We start from the raw sequence: 19,991 nt of genomic DNA, 5'->3' as shown, positions 1-19,991 counted from the left end.
CAAAATCTTGCCGCAGGGCGAATTGACTTCGCCCGAGGATTTGAAATCACGGGGTCCCCGGCAAACCGTGGTTTGCTGGGGCTACCCGTACTGGCGAGTATATGGAGCGTTGCAAGGGCTAATTTGGCTCAAGGGCTAATTGCCCCACTTCATTCCAACCCATTCAATTTGCACTCTGGAAGGAGATATCATCATGACCATTTCTGAGAAGGTTGCGTATATCCAGGGCATGTTTGACGGCATGGGCCTGGACAAGTCCGAGAGCGGCGAGGCCAAGGTGTTGGCCGAGGTGCTGGACGTCCTGCGTGAGGTCGGCGATCAGCTGGACACCGTGGACGCTACCCTGGACGAGTTTGGTGAGGAGATCGACGCCATTTCTGACGACCTGGCCGACGTGGAGGCCATTGTGGGCGAGGACGACGAGGACGATTGCTGCTGCGCTCACGATTTGGGCTGCGACGACGATCTGGACGACGAGGACTTCTTCGAGGTGGACTGCCCCAACTGCGGGGAGAGCCTGGTGATTGACGACGAAGTGCTGGAGGCCGGCGTCATCGACTGCCCCAAGTGTGGCCAGAAGTTCGCTCTGGACTTTGAGGGCGAGGACGACGAGTGCGGCTGCGGCTGTGACTGCGGTTGCGATCACGACCACGAGTAAGTGGAAGGACGCCTGCCCTACCATGTGAGACATCATACCGCCTGTGTCCCCCTGGACACAGGCGGTATGTCTTTATGAGAACGAGCAGAAGGGGGAAGTTCCATGAATGCCACCAAACAGACGCTGTCGGCATCCCTAAAGCGGTGGATGCTGAAAAAGCCGTTGGATAAAATCACGATACAGGACTTGACCAGCGACTGCGGCATGAGCCGTATGGCGTTTTACTACCACTTCAAGGACATCTACGACCTGGTGGAGTGGACCTGTGTGGAGGACGCCACCCGGGCCCTACAGGGGAAAAAGACCTACGACACCTGGCAGGAGGGGCTGACCCAGATCTTTGAAGCGGTGTTGGAGAACCGACCCTTTGTGCTCAACGCCTACCGCTGCATCAGCCGGGAGCGCATGGAGCGCTACCTGTTCCAGCTGACCTATGGCCTGATTCGGGGCGTGGTGGATGAAAAAAGCCAGGGGCTGGGGATTTCCGAAGAGGATAAGACGTTTATCGCGGATTTCTACAAGTATAGCTTTGTGGGGATTATGCTGGACTGGATTCAGAAGGGCATGGGGGAGGACTACCACACCTTGGCCCATCGGATTAGCCTCACGGTGCAGGGGAATGTGGCCCACTCCATCGCCAATTTTGCAGACCCACACAGGGGAGATAATTAACTTTACAGATGAGGGCGAATGATAAAATTTTTATCATTCGTCCTCATCTGTTTATGGTTTTTTCTTGGGTACGGGGGTAGGATAACACCATCAAGCAGACCTGCCGTAAAAGCGGTAATGATAGAAAGGTGGTTATCCTCTATGGATCGAAAGCAAATTGCAGCCCTCACCGCTGCCGCAGCCGGACTGGCTGGCACAGGCGCGGCGGTGTTTTTCACCAAGAAAAAGCAGGCGGCCAAGCAGGGCCAGCTCCAGGCCCAGCAGGAGTACCGGAACACCGAGCTGGGAAAGCAGAAGAAAAACAGCAAGGGCATTTACTACACCAAGGGCAACTATGAGGCCTTTACCCGCCCGGAAAAGCCCCAGGGCGTGGACGAGAAGCACGCCTATCTGGTGGGCAGCGGTCTGGCCAGCCTGGCGGCGGCCTGTTTCCTGGTCCGAGACGGCCAGATGAAGGGGGACCACATCCACATCCTGGAGGCCATGGACGTGGCGGGAGGCGCCTGCGACGGCATTTTTGACCCCAGCCGTGGCTATGTCATGCGGGGCGGCCGGGAGATGGAGGACCACTTTGAGTGCCTGTGGGACCTGTTCCGCTCCATTCCCTCTCTGGAGAAGCCTGGAGCCTCGGTGCTGGACGAGTTTTACTGGCTCAATAAGCACGACCCCAACTACTCTCTGTGCCGTGCCACCGTCAACCGGGGCCAGGACGCCCACACCGACGGGCAGTTCCGGCTCAGCCAGGAGGGATGCATGGAGATCGTCAAGCTGTTTTTGACCCCCGACGAGGACTTGTACGACAAGACCATTGAGGATGTGTTTGACGACGAGGTGTTTGAGTCCACCTTCTGGCTGTATTGGCGCACCATGTTCGCCTTTGAAAACTGGCACAGCGCTCTGGAGATGAAGCTGTATTTCCAGCGGTTCATCCACCACATTGCGGGCCTGCCCGATTTCAGTGCCCTGAAGTTTACCCGCTACAACCAGTATGAATCCCTCATTCTCCCCATGCAGAAGTATCTGGAGGATGCCGGGGTGGACTTCCAGTTCGGCACCGAAGTGACCAACGTGCTCTTTGACATCAAGCAGGGCCGCAAGGTGGCCACCGCCATCGAGTGCAAGGTCAAGGGGGTGGAGAAGGGCATTGTGCTCACCGAGCAGGACCTGGTGTTTGTCACCAACGGCTCCTGTACCGAGGGCACCATCTACGGCGACCAGGACCACGCCCCCAATGGGGACGCTCTGGTGCGCACCAGCGGCTGCTGGAACCTGTGGAAGAACATCGCCCGACAGGACCCCGCCTTTGGCCGCCCGGAGAAGTTCTGCTCCGACGTGTCCAAGACCAATTGGGAGTCCGCCACCATCACCACTTTGGATGACAAGATTCTCCCCTATATCACCAACATCTGCAAGCGGGACCCCCGGACCGGCAATGTGGTCACCGGAGGTATCGTCAGCTGCCAGGACTCCAAGTGGCTGCTGAGCTGGACCATCAACCGCCAGGGCCAGTTCCGGGAGCAGGAGCCGGAGAAGGTGTGCGTTTGGGTGTACGGCCTGTTCACCGACGTGCCCGGCGACTACGTGAAAAAGCCCATGAAGGAGTGCACCGGACAGGAGATCACCCAGGAGTGGCTGTACCACCTGGGGGTGCCGGTGGAGCAGATTGAGGATCTGGCCCGCAACAGCGCCGTGTGCGTGCCCACCATGATGCCCTATATCACCGCCTTCTTCATGCCTCGGACCAAGGGGGACCGCCCCGACGTCATCCCCGACGGCTGTGTCAACTTTGCCTTCTTGGGCCAGTTTGCAGAGACCCCACGGGACACGGTGTTTACCACCGAGTATTCCGTGCGTACCGCCATGGAGGCCGTGTACGGCCTGCTGGGCGTGGACCGTGGCGTGCCCGAAGTGTGGGCCAGCGTGTACGACGTGCGGGAGTTGCTGGAGAGCTCCGTGCGCCTGATGGACGGCAAGTCTCCCCTGGAGGTGGAGCTGCCCGGCCCCGTGAACCTGTTGAAAAAGCCACTGCTCAAGGCGGTGAAGGGGACGGTGATCGAAAAGGTGCTGCGAGATCACGGCGTCCTCAAAGAGGGAATGTAACGAAAAAAGCCGCAGAAACATGTCGTTTCTGCGGCTTTTCTTGTGGCGGTTTATTCGCTTCGCAACGCCTCCACCGGGTCCTTCTTGGCGGCCAGACGGGCGGGAATCAGTCCGGCCAGGATGGTGAGGATGGCGCTGATGGCCACCAGGATGGCCCCACCCACCGGGGGCAGAGCGGCGGAGAGCTCGGTGAGCCCAGTGACGGCGTGGATGGCGGCGTTGATGGGGATGTTCAGCAGCAGCGTCACCACAATGCCCAGCACACCGGCCCCCAGACCCACAATGAGGGTCTCAGCATTGAACACCCGGGACACATCCTTTTTGGAGGCGCCCACGGCCCGGAGAATGCCGATCTCCTTGGTGCGCTCCAGCACCGAGATATAGGTGATGATGCCGATCATGATGGAGGACACCACCAGAGAGATGGACACAAAGCCGATGAGCAGATAGCTCACCCCGCTGATGATGTCGGTGATGGAGCTCATGAGCAGGGCCACATAGTCGGTGTAGCTGATCTGGTCCTCCTCGGCCACCTGCTGGTTGTAGGCGGTGATGAGGTCAGCAATCTTGTCCTTCTCCTTAAAGGTATCCGCGTAGAGGCTGATGGAGGAGGGGGACTCCAGGTCGATATAGCCCATCAAATCCAGATTGTCCTGGTAGGTGGAGTCGGAGTGGGTGGGGGGCATATAGTTGTCGTAGAGGTAGACAAACTGCTCCAGGCTCAGTCCCTGGTCATTGGGCCCCTGCTCCACCGCCTGGGCCAGCATGGCGGACAGCTGGGCGGCGGGAAGGGCAGAGAGCTGCTCTTTCGCCGCTGCGGCGTACTGCTCCTTGATCTGGGCGGCCATGGCCTCCTCCACCTGGGCAAACAGCTCCTCGTCGCTCATGCCTGCGATATACTCGTCCAGAGTGGCGGCGTCCACCCCCATCTGGGCGGCGTACTCCTGGGAGATCATCTTCTCGATGTCCTCCCGGGTGATGTTGGCCATCTGGGCGTCTACGGTATCGTCCACATACTGCTGGCTGGGCTGGCTCATGCCGTCCACGTAGGCCTCCGCCTGGGACTGGGCGTCCAGGGTGAGCAGGTACTCCCCAATGGCCTGGGCCTTCTCCTGGTCGGTGGGCTCGGTGTCTCCCTCCTGGCGGAAGGGCAGGTTGGTGATGACGTCGGTGTCGGGGTTGGCCAGCTGATCTTTCACCAGCTGGGAGTCGGCGGTGTGATCAATGGCGTACTGGGTCAGGGCGTTGGTGTAGCCCAGAGAGCCGGACATCATGCCGCCGTTGCTGCCGGAACGGGCCACGCCCACCACCTGCAGCGTAATTCCGGTCTGATTGCTGTTGTAGAGCATCTCCAGCCCGGTCTGGGTGGCGGACAGGTCGGTGTAGGTGTTGGTGTTGGCGTCGTACTGGTAGCGCTCGTAGGGCAGCAGCAGCTTGAACTGGGTCTGACACAGCTCCTCGTAGCTCCAGCTCTGGTCCTCCACCTCCACCTCTTCGCCGGCCTGGAGGGCGGCCAGGGTCTCGTTCATCTCGTCCACGGACACCAGGCCCAGGGCGTAGAGCATCAGGTCGGAGACCTGGTTGTTGTCGTCCACAAAGAGGATGACCTGGTTGTACTCCTCGGGCCAGTGGCCGTAGAGCAGCTCGTGCTGGTCCAGCACCTGGGAGGAGACCAGCTGGCCGTCCTCACCGGGCAGCAGCTCCTGCCACACGTCGAAGCTCTCATACATGGAGCCCATGGAGTTGAAGTAGTCGGTGTAGTCGCCGCCGTACAGAGAGCCCATGGCGGTCTCCATGGCGGACATGACATCGCTTTTCACCACTTTGCCGTCGGGGTCTTTGTTGTAGATGTCAAACTTGAAATCATAGCCATAGTACACCTGGGCCAGGTCGGTGATGCCGCCGCCCCCTTCCTCCAGATACTCCTTGAAGGCTTTCAGGTTGTTGGTCACCGTCTCGGCGTTCATCATGGAGTCCATCATGTCGTACATGACATTGGACACGTACACCCGATCCTCTTCCCGGGGCGCGCCGCTGTCCTCCTCATCGCTGACCCCCATCAGGGAGGTGAGCATGGAAGTCATGTCCACGCTCTCGGCCTCAATGGTGATGGGGTAGCTGGTGAGGGTGTCCTGCTGCACCTTGGTGATATAGGTGTTGATGCCTGAGGACAGAGAGAGGATGAGGGCGATGCCGATGATGCCGATGGACCCGGCAAAGGCGGTGAGGAAGGTGCGCCCCTTCTTGGTCATCAGGTTGTTGAGGGACAGGGACAGGGCAGTGGGGAAGGACATGGAGGTCTTTTTCCCCGCCTTGGCCTCCTTGCCGGTGAGGGCGGGGGCGTCCTCCTGGCTCTCATAGGGGTTGGAGTCGGCGATGACCTCGCCGTCTTTCAGCTGGATGATGCGGGTGGAGTAGGCCTGGGCCAGCTCCGGGTTGTGGGTGACCATGATGACCAGGCGGTCCTTTGCCACCTCCCGCAGCAGGTCCATCACCTGCACCGAGGTCTCGCTGTCCAGAGCGCCGGTGGGCTCGTCGGCCAGGAGAATGTCCGGGTTGTTGATGAGGGCACGGGCAATGGCCACTCGCTGCATCTGGCCACCGGAGAGCTGGTTGGGCCGCTTGTGCATGTGGTCGGTGAGTCCCACCTGCTCCAGGGCCTCCTTGGCCCGGCGGTGCCGCTCGGCCTTGGACACCCCGGACAGGGTGAGGGCCAACTCCACGTTGGCTAGGATGGTCTGGTGAGGGATGAGGTTGTAGCTTTGGAAGACAAAGCCCACGGAGTGGTTGCGGTAGGTATCCCAATCGCTGTCGGTGTACTCCTTGGTGGAGCGGCCATTGATGATGAGGTCGCCGCTGGTGTACCGGTCCAGCCCGCCGATGATGTTCAGCGTGGTGGTCTTGCCGCAGCCGGAGGGGCCGAGGATGGAGACGAATTCATTGTCCCGAAACTCCAGACTCACCCCCCGCAGGGCGTCCACAGACAGGTCGCCTACGGTGTAGGTTTTGCGGATGTTGGTTAGCTTGAGCATAGAAACCTCCTTTTGTTATCGCTTCTTGCCGCTGGACAGGGCAAATCCAAATACGGTGCCGCACAGGCCGCCGATGATGTGGGTCAGTTGGGAGATGTTGTCCTGGACAAAAATGCCGTTCCAGATCTCGTCCCCCAGGTAGAAGACCGCCACCAAAATGAGGGTGGTGGGGATGGTGCCGTTGCGCACCCCGCCGAAGGAGGAGAGGAGGATCATCATAAACACGATGCCCGAGGCACCTAGCAGGGCGGTGCCGGGGAAGAAGAAGAACTGTACCAGCCCGGAAATCACCGCCGTGACTAGAATGGCGCACAGCACATTCCAGCTGCCAAATCGGTCTTCCAGGTTGGGGCCCAGCACCAGAATGAGCACCATATTGCCGATGTAGTGGGCGTAGCCGCTGTGACCCAGCACGTGGCCGAAGAACCGCACCCAGGCCAGAGGATCAGCCAGGGAGCAGTGGTAGACGGAAAAGAGATGGGCATTGGTCCAGCCGTCGGTGACCCCGTTGAGAATCAGCGCAATCAGGGACAGCAGGGCAAAGGTGATGGTGACCGGGGCGTTGTAGGAAATTTTTAAGGTGGGTCGTTTCATAAAAATACCTCTTGTGTGTTTGGAAGCAGGGCGGCCATGTCCTCCGGCAGGGGCTGAGTGAAGGCCAGGTGCTCTCCTGTGATGGGATGGGTGAAGCTGAGCTGATGGGAGTGGAGGGCGGGCCGGGCAATCTTCTCCGGCTGCTCGGTACCATAGAGAAAATCCCCGGTGAGGGGACAGCCCAGGTGTGCCATATGCACCCGAATCTGGTGGGTGCGCCCGGTGTCCAGTTGTAGCTCCACCAGGCTCCTGCCCTCCCAAGATTGTAACACCCGGTAGTGGGTGCGGGCGCTCTGGCCGTCCGGACACACCGCCCGGGCCCGGGAATCTGGGGCCAGACCGATGGGGGCGTCCACCGTGCCCGAGGGGGCGGGGGGCTGGCCGTCGCAGATGGCCAGATAGACCCGGCGGAAGGCCTCGGTGTGGAGCTGCTGCTTTAATTGCTCTTGGGCGTGGGGGTGCTTAGCCACCACCAACAGCCCCGAAGTGCCCTTGTCCAGCCGATGGACGGGGTGGAAGTCGCAGTCCTGCCCGGTTTGCTGGTAGTGGTACATGAGAAAGTTGCCCAGGGTGTCGGCAAAGTGGCCGTGGCTGGGGTGTACCAGCAGGCCGGGGGGCTTGTTGACCACCACCACGTCCTCGTCCTCCCAAATAAGGTCCAGAGGCCCAGGGGTGGGCACGGTGCCGGAAGTGGGGGCCGGGTCGGTCAGGCGCACCGACAGCACTTCCCCCGCCTGGACACGGTATCGCACCGTGACCCGCTGGCCGTCCACCATGATGCCGTCGGAGAGCCATTTGATGCGCCGCAGCACCGTCCCGGACAGGTGCAGGTGCCGCCGCAATATGGTGTTGACCTCCAGGCCCACCAGGTCCCCTTGAATGGGAACGCGCAGATATCTGGCAGCCATGCAATACCTCCCCAGTATAATGTTCAATACAGTAGTATAATCTTCCTGGACCGCTCCGTCAAGAATTGCTGGCTAAAATGCCAGAAAATGGTGAAAATCCGTCATGACATTGGAAAAACTGTGCAACAATTGCTTCATTTTTTGGCTGTGTCAACGATATTTCCTTCTTTTATGCAAGTTTGAACATTAGGTATTGCAAAAATGACGGTTGGGGTGTACAATACAGTAGCAAGCTAAATTACACACTTTCAAAATAGAAAGGATGTTGGCAAACATGTCTCTGAATAACGCTTATCTGAAGTCCGTCATGGAGGGCCTGAAGGCCCGCAACGGTCATGAGAAGGAGTTCCTCCAGGCTGTGGAGGAAGTTTTGGAGTCTCTGGAGCCCGTGGTGGAGGCCGATCCCCGCTACGAGCAGCAGAACATTGTGGGCCGTATGGTGGAGCCTGAGCGGGCCATTCTCTTCCGGGTGCCCTGGGTGGACGACAACGGCGTGGTGCAGGTCAACCGCGGCTACCGTGTCCAGTTCAACTCCGCCATTGGCCCCTACAAGGGCGGTCTGCGTCTGCACCCCACCGTCAACCTGTCTGTCATCAAGTTCCTGGGCTTTGAGCAGGTCTTCAAGAATGCTCTGACCACTCTGCCCATGGGCGGCGGCAAGGGCGGCTCTGACTTCGACCCCAAGGGCAAGAGCGACGGGGAGATCATGCGTTTCTGCCAGTCCTTTATGAATGAGCTGTACCGCCACATCGGCCCCGACACCGACGTGCCCGCCGGCGACATCGGCGTGGGCGCCCGTGAGATCGGCTATCTCTTCGGCCAGTACAAGAAGCTGCGCAACGAGTGGACCGGCGTGCTCACCGGCAAGAGCCTGTCCTACGGCGGCTCTCTGGCCCGTACCGAGGCCACCGGCTTCGGTCTGTGCTACTTCGCTGACGCCCAGCTCCACGACAACGGACAGTCCTTCGAGGGCAAGCGGGTGGTGATCTCCGGCTCCGGCAACGTGGCCATCTACGCCAACCAGAAGTGCACCACCCTGGGCGGTAAGGTCATCGCCATGTCCGACTCCAATGGTTACATTGTAGACGAGAACGGCATTGATTATAAGGTCATCCAGGAGATCAAGGAGGTCAAGCGCGCCCGCATCAAGACCTACCTGGACTATGTCCCCACTGCCAAGTACGTGGAGGGCTGCTCCGGCATCTGGACCGTGCCCTGCGACATCGCTCTGCCCTGCGCCACCCAGAACGAGCTGGACGAGGAGGCCGCCAAGGCCCTCATCGCCAACGGCTGCATCGGTGTGTTTGAGGGCGCTAACATGCCCTGCACCCCCGAGGCCATTTCCGCCATCAAGGGCGCTGGCCTGATGTTCTCCCCCGCCAAGGCTTCCAACGCTGGCGGCGTGGCCACCTCCGGTCTGGAGATGAGCCAGAACTCCGGCCGCATCAGCTGGACCTTCGAGGAAGTGGACAGCAAGCTCAAGGGTATCATGGAGGGCATTTACAAGGCCTGCGCCGACGCCGCCGAGAAGTACGGCATGAAGGGCGACATCCAGGCCGGTGCCAACATCGCCGGATTCCTGAAGGTTGCGGATGCAATGCTCTGGCAAGGAATTTGCTAATAGAAAGATAGAACTGTACAGAAGCCCCGTCTGGTGTGTAACGCACCGGGCGGGGCTTGTTTGTTTTCGCTCTTCATGGTACAATATGGTCAACCTGAACAAAGGAGGGAGAGCAATGAGCGAGACCTATTGTGGAAAGAGCTGTCAAACCTGCGGCTATCGGGCGGAGACCAGCTGCCGGGGCTGCCTGGAGGAGGCCAGCCGGGAGTGCAAGCTGGCCCTATGCTGTCGCCAGAAGGGGCACAAGACCTGTGACAGCTGCACCTACAACACCCAATGCGGCATGTATCGGGGGAGAGACACCGCACCTCAGTACCGCCTGGCCCAAAAGAAGGCGGAATTGGAGTATCAGCAGGAACTCCGGGAGCGGGGAAGCTTCCTGGCCAAGTGGATTTGGGTGTTGTTCTGGCTCTTTATCCCTGCCAACATTGCCAGCGTCATCGTCCAGTGGATGCCCAGCATCCAGGTGGTGGGATACCTGTTGGACTTTGCCTGTGGTGTGGTGTACGGTGTGGTGCTGCTGCGCATTGCCTCCAGGGCAGAGGGGTATCGCTGGGCGGGCATCTTGATTTTGATTACCGCGCTTCTGGATGGAGGGGCCATCTTCATCAGCAATGAGGCCTTGGCTCTGACGGTTTCCCTGTGCAGTGCTATCCTCTCCTTCTTTAGCTGCTACAATGAGTTTAACGCCCACGCCGACGTGCTGGCCGGGTTGGACAACGAGCTCAGCGACCAGTGGAGAAAGCTGTGGAAGTGGATGCTCATCGCCACCATTGCCATGATTGTGGGTGTGATCTTCACGGTCATCGTCATTGGCGCTTTGGTGTTTTTGGCAGCTATCATTGCCCTTTTGGTCATCGGAATCCTCAAACTGGTGTACCTGTTCCGAACCGCCCAGACCTTCCAGGATGTGGCCGCCCGATAAATAGGTATAAAAAATCCCGGTGCAAGAATTTGCACCGGGATTTTTGTATCTCTGGAATTTAGGCCAGCTCGGCGGTGTCCAGGGCGATCATCAGCTCCTCGTTGGTGGGGATGAGCAGCACCTTGACGGGGGAGTCGGGGGTGGAGACCACGGTCTCCTTGCCGCGGACGTTGTTGGCCTCGGGGTCCATGTGAATGCCCATGAACTCCAGACCGGAGGCGATGGACATACGCTCGGCAGCGGAGTTTTCGCCCACGCCGGCGGTGAAGATCACGGCATCCACGCCACCCATGGCGGCGGCATAAGCGCCGATGTACTTCTTCACGGAGTAGCAGAACATGTCCAGAGCCAGAGCGGCGCGCTCGTTGCCCTGCTCGGCAGCGGCGGTGAGGTCACGGAAGTCGGAGGACACGCCGGACACGCCCAGCACGCCGGACTTCTTGTTGAGCACGTTCATCATCTCTGCCATGCTCATGTTGTGCTTGTTCATCAGGTACTCCAGGATACCGGCGTCCAGATCGCCGGAACGGGTGCCCATGGGAACGCCGGCCAGGGGAGTGAAGCCCATGGTGGTGTCCACGCTCTTGCCGCCGTCGATGGCGGTGATGGAGGAGCCGTTGCCCAGGTGGCAGGAGATGAGCTTCAGCTCTTCCAGGGGCTTGCCCAGCATGGCAGCGGCGCGCTGAGCCACATACTTGTGGCTGGTGCCGTGGAAGCCGTAGCGGCGCACCTTGTCCTGCTCGTAGTACTCGTAGGGCAGAGCATAGGTGTAGGCCTTGGCAGGCATGGTCTGGTGGAAGGCGGTGTCGAACACGCCCACCTGGGGCACGTCCTTGCCCATGACGGCCTCACAGGCCTTGATACCGGTGATGTTGGCGGGGTTGTGCAGGGGGGCCAGGGGGATGCACTCCTCCAGGGCGGCCATGACCTTCTCGTCGATCTTCACGGAGCAGGCGAAGGTCTCACCGCCGTGCACCACACGGTGGCCCACTGCCTCAATTTCCTTCATGGAGGAGATCACACCGTTTTTCTCGTCCACCAGGGCGTTGAGCACGGCCTGAATGGCCTCAGAGTGGGTGGGCATGGCCACGTCGGCGGCGTCGATGGTCTCCTTGCCGGGGGCCTTGTAGGTGAACTTGCCGTCGATGCCGATGCGCTCGCACAGGCCCTTGGCCAGAACTTCCTGGTTGTCGGTGTCCAGCAACTGGTACTTCAGGGAAGAGCTGCCGGCGTTGATCACGAGAACTTTCATGATTGACACTCCTTCATATTGTGTAAGATAAAATTGTATTTGCGTCCAGAGCGGAAGTATAATACAATAAAAACCGCATTTATTATAATGCCGGAAATAGGAATAAGCAAGGGCTTTTCTGACAGTTTGGTAAGATATGTGTAAAAATACACCCTGGGAGGGGATGAAGCATGGAAATTGTGGGCATCGTGGCAGAGTATAACCCCTTCCACAACGGGCACCGACACCAAATCGCCCAGGCCAGAGCTCTGGCAGGGGCGGGGGCCGTGGTGTGTGCCATGAGCGGGAATTTTGTCCAGCGGGGGGACTGCGCCGTCACCGACAAGTGGACCCGGGCCCGGATGGCCCTGGAGGGGGGCGCAGACCTCATCTTGGAGCTGCCCACGGTGTGGGCCTCCTCCTCCGCTGAGACCTTCGCCCGGGGCGGTGTGGAAATCCTCCAAGCCGCCGGGGCCACTGCTTTGTCCTTTGGCAGTGAGACGGGGGACGGGGCGGCGCTGGAACAGGTGGCCCAGGTCCTGGACGACCCCGCCTTTTCTCAGGCCCTCCAGCCCTTTTTGAGCCGTGGCCTGCCCTTTGCCCAGTGCCGCCATCGGGCGGTCCAGGAGCTAGTGGGGGAGGAGGTGGCCTCCTGCCTTGGAAACGCCAACGACAATCTGGGGGTGGAGTACCTGCGGGCCGCCCGCCGCCTGGGGTGGAGCCCCAAGGTCTATCCCGTCTTCCGGGTGGGGGCGGGCCACGACGGGGGAGATCACCCCCAGTACCCCTCGGCCTCCCATGTGCGGGGAGAAATTCGCGCCGGGGCGGTGGCCATGGACAACCCCGCCTTTCTCTCCTATAACCAGCGGGGTATGTTGGCCCGGCTGCGCTGCTTGGAGCTGGAGGACTGGGAGCGCATTCCAGACTGCGGCGAGGGATTGGCCCAGCGGCTGTACCGGGCGGTGCGCCAGGGCACCAGCTTGGAGGAAATTTACGATCTGGCCAAGACCAAGCGCTACGCCCACGCCCGCATCCGCCGGGCGGTGCTGTGGGGGGCCCTGGGGCTGCGGGAGCAGGACCGCCCTGCCCAGGTGCCCTATCTGCGGGTGCTGGGGGCCAATCAGCGGGGGCTGGGTGTGTTGCGCAACCTAGACGGCTCTGTCCCTGTCATTACCAAGCCCACCCACGGAAAAGGCATCCCCCTCATGGAGCTGGAGGCCAGATGCACCGACTTCTACGCCCTGTGCCGGGAGACCGTCACTCTCTGCGGGGCGGAGTGGAGTACCAGCCCGGTGATCTTGCAAAAGAGTGGCAATCATGTATAATGGGGGGGATGCCAGAGAAAGGGGAGAGAAGATGGACAGCCGAGGAGAGGGGAGAGAACGCTCGTTCTTTCTCACATTTATGACGGTGATCTCCTGTGTGGCCGTGGTGATTCTCCACGCCAACGGGGTGTTCTGGAGCTTTTCCTATGAACGGGTGTGGCTCACCGCCAATGTGTTGGAATCTGTGTTCTACTTTGCGGTACCGGTATTCTTCATGATCTCCGGGTCCACCCTGTTGGACTACCGGGACCACTACGACACCCGGACCTATGCCATCAAACGGGTGAAAAAGACAGTCATTCCCTTTCTGGCGTGGAGTCTGGTGGCCCTGGCCTTTCAGCTGATTTTGAAGGGCTATACCTTTGAAAGGGTGACGGTGTACACCGTGGTGGATACCATCCTCAACTCCCGACATTGGGGAGTGTATTGGTTCTTTATGCCCTTGTTTGGGGCCTATCTGGCCATTCCGGTGTTCAGCCTCATCCCCAAGGAGCAGCGTAAAAGCATCTTCCCCTACATCATCGCCGTGGGCTATCTCTTCCATGAGCTGATTCCCTTTGTTAACCGCCTGTGGGGTAACGTCATTCCTGTCAGCGGGGAATTGGGCTTCCCCATCAGCCGCGGCTACCTGCTCTACCTCTTTGTGGGCTACTACATTTATCACTACCAAGTGCCCCTGTGGCTGAGACGGCTCACCTATGTGCTGGGGGCGGCGGGATTGGCGGTGCACATGGTGGGGACCTGGTACTGCTCGTACCAGGCGGGGGAGATCGTCACCCTGTTCAAAGGCTATATGAATCTACCCTGCTTTTTCTATTCCACCGCCCTGTTCCTCTTTTTCCGCAACGTGAATTACCAGAAGTGGAACCGTCGGGTGACGGCCGCTCTAAACTACCTCAGCACCGAGACCTTCAACGTCTACCTGATTCACATGTTTGTCATCACCGGCGTGTCGGTGGTGTTCAAGGTCAGCTGGACCAGCTTTGTGAGCCGAACGCTGGGGGCCGTGGCGGTGTTTCTGGTGGTCACCCTCATCTGCAAACAAGTGAAAAAGCTTCCCCTGGTGCGGATTGTGCTCCCGTGAGCAGCCCGCACAGGTGAAACCATAAACCAATGAGAAAGGAAGAACGGTTATGCGTGCCTATGAACGCTTTTTGACCTATGCTAAAATCCATACCCAGTCCAGTGAGGACACCGGGGTCACCCCCTCCACCCCCATCCAGTGGGACCTGGCCCGGGTGCTGGAGCAAGAGCTCCGCGACCTGGGAGTGCAGGACGTGAAGCTGGATGAGCAGTGGTGCATTGTCACCGGCCACATCCCCGCCACCCCCGGCCTGGAGCAGGTCCCCGCCCTGGGCTTCCTGGCCCACATGGACACCGCCCCCGCCTTCTCCGGGGAGAACGTCAACCCCATATTCCATGAAAACTACGATGGCGGCGACGTGGCTCTGCCCCGGGAGGGCCGGGTCATCCGGGCCGAGGAGTTCCCCTTCCTGGCGGACCTGAAGGGCAAGACCCTCATCACCGCTGACGGCACCACCCTGCTGGGGGCCGACGACAAGGCGGGCATCGCCGAGATTATGACCCTGTGCCAGCGGTTGCTGGCCGGAGAGATTGCCCACGGCCCCATCTGCGTGGCCTTCACCCCCGACGAGGAGATCGGAGAGGGCCCCAACCACTTTGACGTGGCGGGCTTCGGGGCTCAGTATGCCTACACCGTGGACGGCGGCGCTGCTGGCTCCATCGAGTACGAGAACTTCAACGCCGCTTCCGCCAAGGTGGACATCACCGGCGTGTCCGTCCACCCTGGCTCGGCCAAGGACATCATGGTCAACGCCATTTTGTTGGCCCAGCAGCTCAATGCTCAGCTCCCCGCCCAGGAGACTCCTGCCCACACCGAGGGGTATGAGGGCTTCTATCACCTGGACCGCCTGGAAGGTACCGCCGCTGCCGTGCGCATGGAGTACATCATCCGGGACCATGACCGGGCCAAGTTTGAGCAGCGCAAGGAGGCCATGCGCCAGGCTGTGGCCACCATCCAGGCCCAGTATCCCACCGCCCATGTGGAACTGACCATGCAGGACAGCTACTACAATATGAAGGAGAAGCTCACCGACTGCATGTTCCTCATTGAAAACGCCAAGAAGGCCGCCCAGGCCGCAGGGGTTACCCCGGAGGTGGAGCCCATCCGAGGCGGTACCGACGGAGCCCGCCTGTCCTTTATGGGCCTGCCCTGTCCCAATCTGGGCACCGGCGGCTACAACTTCCACGGCCCCCTGGAGTGCATCACCGTGGAGGACATGGACGCCGTGGTGGACATCCTGGTGCACCTGACGGACATCCACGGGAAAACATTTACAAATTGTTGATGTAATTTTCATTTGATCCGTTAGAATGGAGAGGTGCATCGGGCGCAGCGGCGCCCTAAGAAAAATCCCCTGCGGGGAGGAGGACTTTCGTTGATCTATCGAAATCGTGGCTATGGGCCCATTGATCGGTTCTGTGCCAAGCATCCCAATTTTGGCATTCCCAATCTGATGAAAATCATCGTCTTCGGCCAGATTGCCGTGTACCTGGTGAATATGCTCACCTATGTGATGTTCGCCCAGAACTTTGTGGGTTATTTGCAGTTTGTGCCCGCTTTGATTCTGAATGGTCAGGTGTGGCGTCTGGTGACCTGGGTGGTGGTGCCCAACGCATCCAGCCCGTTTATGTTGCTGCTGACCTGCTATTTCTACTACTGGATTGCCGCCATGTTGGAGCGAGAGTGGGGCACCGCACGGTTCACCCTCTTTTACTTGGGCGGTATGGTGTTGTCTGTGGTGCTGGGTATGGCGCTGGGCTTGGGCCAGATGAACCTGACCCATACCATTGCATCCCTGAACCTGAGCTACTACCTGAACCTGTCCATCTTCCTGGTGCTGGCGGTGCTGTACGGAGAGATGCAGGTGCTGCTCTTCTTTGTGGTTCCAGTGAAGATGAAGTGGATGGCCCTCATTGATGTGGTGCTGGTCATCGTGGATATGGTGGACTTGTTTAAGCTGGGCTATTGGATGTTGGCCTTGGTGCCTCTGGCCAGCTTTATCAACTTCTTCATTTTCACATGGCCCTTCTGGCAGGCCAAGCTGGGAATTGTGCGCCACAAGACGGACCCCAAGGTCATTCACTTCAAGCAGGCCCAGAAACAGGCCCAGGAGACGAAGGGGTATCACCACAAGTGCGCGGTGTGCGGCATCACCGACGCCGACGACCCGGACATGGAGTTCCGTTACTGCTCCAAGTGCGACGGCTACTACTGCTACTGCGCCAATCACATCAACAACCACGTGCACATTCACAAAGATTGATCGTCTGCATGTCCAGTGGGCGGACGGCGGAGGAGAGACCCTCTGCCGCCCGCCCACTTGTGTTCTGTGCCAAGTTCAGGTATAATAAGGAAAATTAAAATGGATGAGTCAGGAGGAATGTCCCGTGAGACGACTTCTTTGTCTGGTGATGCTGCTGGCGCTGGCTCTGTCTCTCAGCGTGTCCCAGGTGTGGGCCGCCGACGAGACGGCGGAGGAGATCACCATTTTATATACCCACGATATGCACTCCAGCTTCCTGCCCAAAGAGGGGCCGGACGGGCACTCCAGAGGAGGCTATGCCCGGCTGAAAACTCTCATTGATGAGCAGAAGGAGGAGCACCCCAATGCCCTGGTGCTGGACGGAGGCGACTTCTCCATGGGCAGCCTGTTCCAGACGGCCTATTCCACCTCTGCTCTGGAGCTGCGGGCCATGGGCCAGATGGGGTACGATGTCACCACCTTTGGCAACCATGAGTTTGACTACCGCGCCTCCGGCCTGGCTGATATGCTCTACGCCGCCGTGGACAGCGGGGACCCTCTGCCCGCCATTGTGGACGCCAACTATCTGCCGCCCCAGGAGGATGAAGAGACCTGGGATGCTCTGTACACCTACGGGGTGCAGGACTACCGAATCCTGGAGCGGGGCGGCGTGCCCTACGTGATCTTTGGCATCACCGGGGTGGACTCCGATGAGTGCGCGCCCATGTCGGGAATGGAACTCCATGACCCGGTGGAGACCGCCAAACGGGTGGTGGAGGAGGCCACGGAGCAGTGCCAGACTGCCTACGGGGCGGACCCCGTGGTCATCTGCCTGTCCCACTCGGGCACCGAGAAGGGGAAGGGGGAGGACTACGAGCTGGCCCGGAAGGTGGACGGCATCGACGTCATCATCTCCGGCCACACCCACACCACTCTGGAGCAGCCCATTGAGGTCAATGACACCTACATCGTCTCTGCCGGAGAGAACAGCAAAAATCTGGGGGTGCTCACCCTGACCCGCACCCAGGACGGGGTGGAGCTGAAGGACAGCCGCCTGGTGCCTGTGGACGAGCGTGTGCCCGAGGACCCGGAGATGGCTGCGTGGATTGAAGAGGCCAAGAGTCAAGTGGAGCAGGACTACCTGGCGGACTTTGATCTGGAGTTTGATCAGGTGCTGGTGGACAACCCCTACCAGTTCGACACCGTGGATGAGGTGTACGACACCCAGCACGAGTCCACCCTGGGCAATCTGCTGGCCGACGCCTACTACTGGGCGGGAAACCAGGCCAGTCAGGACCCGGTGGATGTGGCTCTCACCGCCTCCGGCGTCATCCGGGATACCTTCCCCAAGGGGCCCATCACCGTCTCCCAGGTGTTCAACGTGGCTTCTCTGGGGATTGGAGCCGACGGGGTGCCCGGCTACCCCCTGATCTCGGTGTATCTGACGGGCAAGGATTTGAAAAACGCCATTGAGGTGGACGCCTCGGTGCCGCCTCTCATGTCGGCGGCCCAGCTGTTCTACTCCGGGGTTGGATACTCCTTTAATACCAACCGGATGATTTTCGACAAAGTGGACTACGCTGTGCTCATGCGAGAGGGCGGGATCACCGAGCCCATCGTGGATGACCAGCTCTATCACGTGGTCACGGGGCTGTACATCGGGCAGATGCTGGGAGCGGTTGAGAGCTCTACCTTTAACATCCTCACCGTGACCCCTCGGGATGCCCAGGGCAATCCCATTGATATCTCCCAGCTGGAGGACTACATCCTCCACGACGACGAAGGCAACGAGGTCAAGGAGTGGTACGCCATCGCCTCCTACCTGCAATCCATGGGTGGCGAGATGGACCAGAAGTACGGACAGACCGACGGGCGCAAGCTGGTGTACTCCAGCTGGAACCCGGTGAGCCTGCTGAAAAATGCGGGGCTGCCCACCTCCTTGGCCATTCTGGCCCTGGTCATTGTGGTGGTGCTGCTGGTCCTAATGGTGGTGCTGGTGAGAAAATTCATTCTCCGCCGCATGAGAAGAAACTGAGACCTCACAGGAAGAAAGATGAAAAAGAGAAGGCCCCGTGCCCAGAGACAACCTCTGAGCACGGGGCCTTTTTGGTGAACCCTGGGGGTGTGCACCCCATAGGATGGAGTGCCGGATTCCCACCAGGGGAGCCGGGAAAGGAGAGAACTTCGATGGACCGACAATGGAATTTAGCGGCGCTGGCCGAGGGGGAGAGCGGATACGTGCAGTCCGTGTCCACCCACCTGGCCCTCAAGCACCGTCTGGAAGATTTGGGACTCATCCCGGGCACCCGGGTGACCTGTATGGCCCGCAGCCCGGCGGGGGACCCCTGTGCCTACCTCATCCGAGGGGCACTCATCGCCCTGCGTCAGGCAGACGCCCGCCAGATCGCCCTGTGCCCGGCCCACCAGCGGGGGGCGTGAGACATGGGCTCCTGTGTTGCCCTGGTGGGCAACCCCAATGTGGGCAAGTCCACGGTGTTCAACGCCCTCACCGGGCTACACCAACACACGGGAAACTGGGCGGGGAAGACGGTGGATGTGGCCACCGGGACCTTTACATGGCAGGGCAGCGAGGTGACGGTGGTGGACCTGCCCGGCACCTACTCCCTACAGACCGCCTCCCCGGAGGAGGACATCGCTCTGGACTACCTGCTCCACGGTCAGGCTAACGGTGTGGTGGTGGTGTGCGATGCCACCTGTTTGGAACGCAATCTTATTTTAGCCCTCCAGGTGCTGGAGGTGACAGGAAATGTGGTGGTGTGCGTCAACCTCATGGATGAGGCCCAGCGGCTGGGGGTGCAGGTGGACCTCACCGTCCTGGCCGACGCCCTGGGCGTGATGGTGGTGGGGGTGTCTGCGGGCACTGGGGCGGGGCTGGATACCCTGCGGGAGGTGATGGTTCGGCTGGCCGAGGGAGAAATCACCGGACCTGTTCGCCCCGCTCAGCTCCCCATGGAGCGGGTGCGCACCGCCCAGGCCTACGCCCGTCAGGCGGTGGACACCACCCCCACCCCCCAGGCCCGCCGTCAAGCGGTGTGGAACAAGCGGCTGGTCAGTGGGTTCACCGCCATCCCCCTGATGCTGGCGCTCCTGGCCGGGGTGATGTGGCTGACGGTGGCGGGAGCCAACCTGCCCTCGTCTCTGCTGTCCCAGGGCTTTGACTGGCTGGGACAGCAGTTGGAGGCGTGGATGAGGGGCTGGGACCCCGCCCTCCGGGCTTTCCTGCTGGACGGAGTGTACGGGGTGACCACCTGGGTGGTGTCGGTGATGCTGCCGCCCATGGCCATCTTCTTCCCCCTGTTTACCCTGCTGGAGGACCTGGGCTACCTGCCCCGGGTGGCCTTTGTGCTGGACCACGCCTTTCAAAAGGCCAGGGCCTGCGGAAAACAGGCTCTGACCATGTGCATGAGCCTGGGGTGTACCGCCTGTGGTGTGACGGGGTGCCGTATCATTGACAGCCCCCGGGAGCGGCTGGCCGCCATGCTCACCTCGTCCCTGGTGCCCTGTAACGGGAAATTCCCCACCCTGCTGGCCCTCATCACCCTGTTTCTGGTGGGGGAAGGGGGGAGCCTTGTGGGGGC

General features: G+C 60.3%; 16 protein-coding genes. 12 read left to right on the top strand and 4 right to left on the bottom strand.

All coding sequences use genetic code 11. The annotated features are described in order from the left end of the window. Window positions 1-193: 193 nt before the first annotated feature. The 3 genes from B5F12_RS10450 (at window position 194) to B5F12_RS10440 (ending at window position 3,430) form a co-directional block, all read left to right on the top strand. Window positions 194-658, top strand: a complete 465-nt coding sequence (locus B5F12_RS10450; protein ID WP_087234131.1) for a CD1247 N-terminal domain-containing protein — start codon at window positions 194-196, stop codon at window positions 656-658. Between the two features lie 102 nt (window positions 659-760). Then, entirely contained in the window at window positions 761-1,330 is a 570-nt protein-coding gene (locus B5F12_RS10445) for a TetR-like C-terminal domain-containing protein (protein ID WP_087234129.1), read from the top strand. Window positions 1,331-1,471: 141 nt separating this feature from the next. Continuing rightward, on the top strand, window positions 1,472-3,430 hold the full coding sequence (locus B5F12_RS10440; RefSeq protein WP_087234127.1) for an oleate hydratase: 1,959 nt from the start codon (window positions 1,472-1,474) through the stop codon (window positions 3,428-3,430). A 50-nt stretch (window positions 3,431-3,480) separates the two neighbouring features. Here B5F12_RS10440 and B5F12_RS10435 read toward each other — a convergent pair whose 3' ends face one another. Genes B5F12_RS10435 through B5F12_RS10425 form a run of 3 tightly spaced genes read right to left on the bottom strand, consistent with a single transcriptional unit; the run spans window position 3,481 to window position 7,964 of the window. Further along, window positions 3,481-6,462, bottom strand: coding sequence for an ABC transporter ATP-binding protein/permease (locus tag B5F12_RS10435; RefSeq protein WP_087234125.1), 2,982 nt, complete (start codon window positions 6,460-6,462; stop codon window positions 3,481-3,483). Between the two features lie 15 nt (window positions 6,463-6,477). Then, window positions 6,478-7,056: a rhomboid family intramembrane serine protease gene (locus B5F12_RS10430; RefSeq protein WP_087234123.1), complete on the bottom strand. Its 579-nt coding sequence runs from the start codon at window positions 7,054-7,056 to the stop codon at window positions 6,478-6,480. Then, window positions 7,053-7,964, bottom strand: a complete 912-nt coding sequence (locus B5F12_RS10425) for an RluA family pseudouridine synthase (RefSeq protein ID WP_087234121.1) — start codon at window positions 7,962-7,964, stop codon at window positions 7,053-7,055. The genes B5F12_RS10430 and B5F12_RS10425 overlap by 4 nt, the downstream gene beginning before the upstream one ends. Window positions 7,965-8,238: 274 nt before the next feature. On the opposite strand from B5F12_RS10425, the gene gdhA reads away from it, so the two are divergent. Further along, entirely contained in the window at window positions 8,239-9,585 is a 1,347-nt protein-coding gene (gdhA, locus tag B5F12_RS10420; RefSeq protein WP_087234119.1) for an NADP-specific glutamate dehydrogenase, read from the top strand. Between the two features lie 115 nt (window positions 9,586-9,700). Continuing rightward, complete coding sequence (locus B5F12_RS10415; protein ID WP_087234117.1) at window positions 9,701-10,510, top strand: DUF3795 domain-containing protein; 810 nt, start codon at window positions 9,701-9,703, stop codon at window positions 10,508-10,510. Between the two features lie 58 nt (window positions 10,511-10,568). Here B5F12_RS10415 and B5F12_RS10410 read toward each other — a convergent pair whose 3' ends face one another. Then, on the bottom strand, window positions 10,569-11,762 hold the full coding sequence (locus B5F12_RS10410) for an acetate kinase (RefSeq protein WP_087234115.1): 1,194 nt from the start codon (window positions 11,760-11,762) through the stop codon (window positions 10,569-10,571). 170 nt (window positions 11,763-11,932) lie between these two features. Between B5F12_RS10410 and B5F12_RS10405 the strand changes: the two genes are divergently transcribed. From B5F12_RS10405 to B5F12_RS10375, 7 genes are all read left to right on the top strand, one after another. Next, window positions 11,933-13,066, top strand: a complete 1,134-nt coding sequence (locus B5F12_RS10405) for a nucleotidyltransferase family protein (protein WP_087234113.1) — start codon at window positions 11,933-11,935, stop codon at window positions 13,064-13,066. Then, window positions 13,059-14,150 carry an acyltransferase family protein gene (locus B5F12_RS10400; RefSeq protein WP_087234111.1) on the top strand — a complete coding sequence of 364 codons (1,092 nt, stop codon included), beginning with the start codon at window positions 13,059-13,061 and terminating at the stop codon, window positions 14,148-14,150. Before B5F12_RS10405 ends, B5F12_RS10400 begins: the two co-directional genes overlap by 8 nt. Window positions 14,151-14,199: 49 nt before the next feature. Beyond that, window positions 14,200-15,435, top strand: coding sequence for a peptidase T (gene pepT, locus B5F12_RS10395; RefSeq protein WP_087234109.1), 1,236 nt, complete (start codon window positions 14,200-14,202; stop codon window positions 15,433-15,435). A gap of 90 nt (window positions 15,436-15,525) precedes the next feature. Beyond that, window positions 15,526-16,413 (top strand): rhomboid family intramembrane serine protease, encoded by an 888-nt coding sequence (locus B5F12_RS10390; protein WP_242954946.1) that lies wholly within the window; start codon window positions 15,526-15,528, stop codon window positions 16,411-16,413. Between the two features lie 124 nt (window positions 16,414-16,537). Next, complete coding sequence (locus B5F12_RS10385; RefSeq protein ID WP_242954945.1) at window positions 16,538-18,427, top strand: bifunctional UDP-sugar hydrolase/5'-nucleotidase; 1,890 nt, start codon at window positions 16,538-16,540, stop codon at window positions 18,425-18,427. 152 nt (window positions 18,428-18,579) lie between these two features. After that, complete coding sequence (locus B5F12_RS10380; protein WP_087234105.1) at window positions 18,580-18,831, top strand: FeoA family protein; 252 nt, start codon at window positions 18,580-18,582, stop codon at window positions 18,829-18,831. A gap of 3 nt (window positions 18,832-18,834) precedes the next feature. Further along, the coding region (locus B5F12_RS10375) for a FeoB small GTPase domain-containing protein (protein WP_143482381.1) at window positions 18,835-19,991 on the top strand (1,157 nt) is incomplete at its 3' end.

Source organism: Pseudoflavonifractor sp. An176 (genome assembly GCF_002160435.1).
Lineage (GTDB): Bacteria > Bacillota > Clostridia > Oscillospirales > Oscillospiraceae > Enterenecus > Enterenecus faecium.
This window is presented reverse-complemented; position numbering and strand designations above follow the sequence as displayed.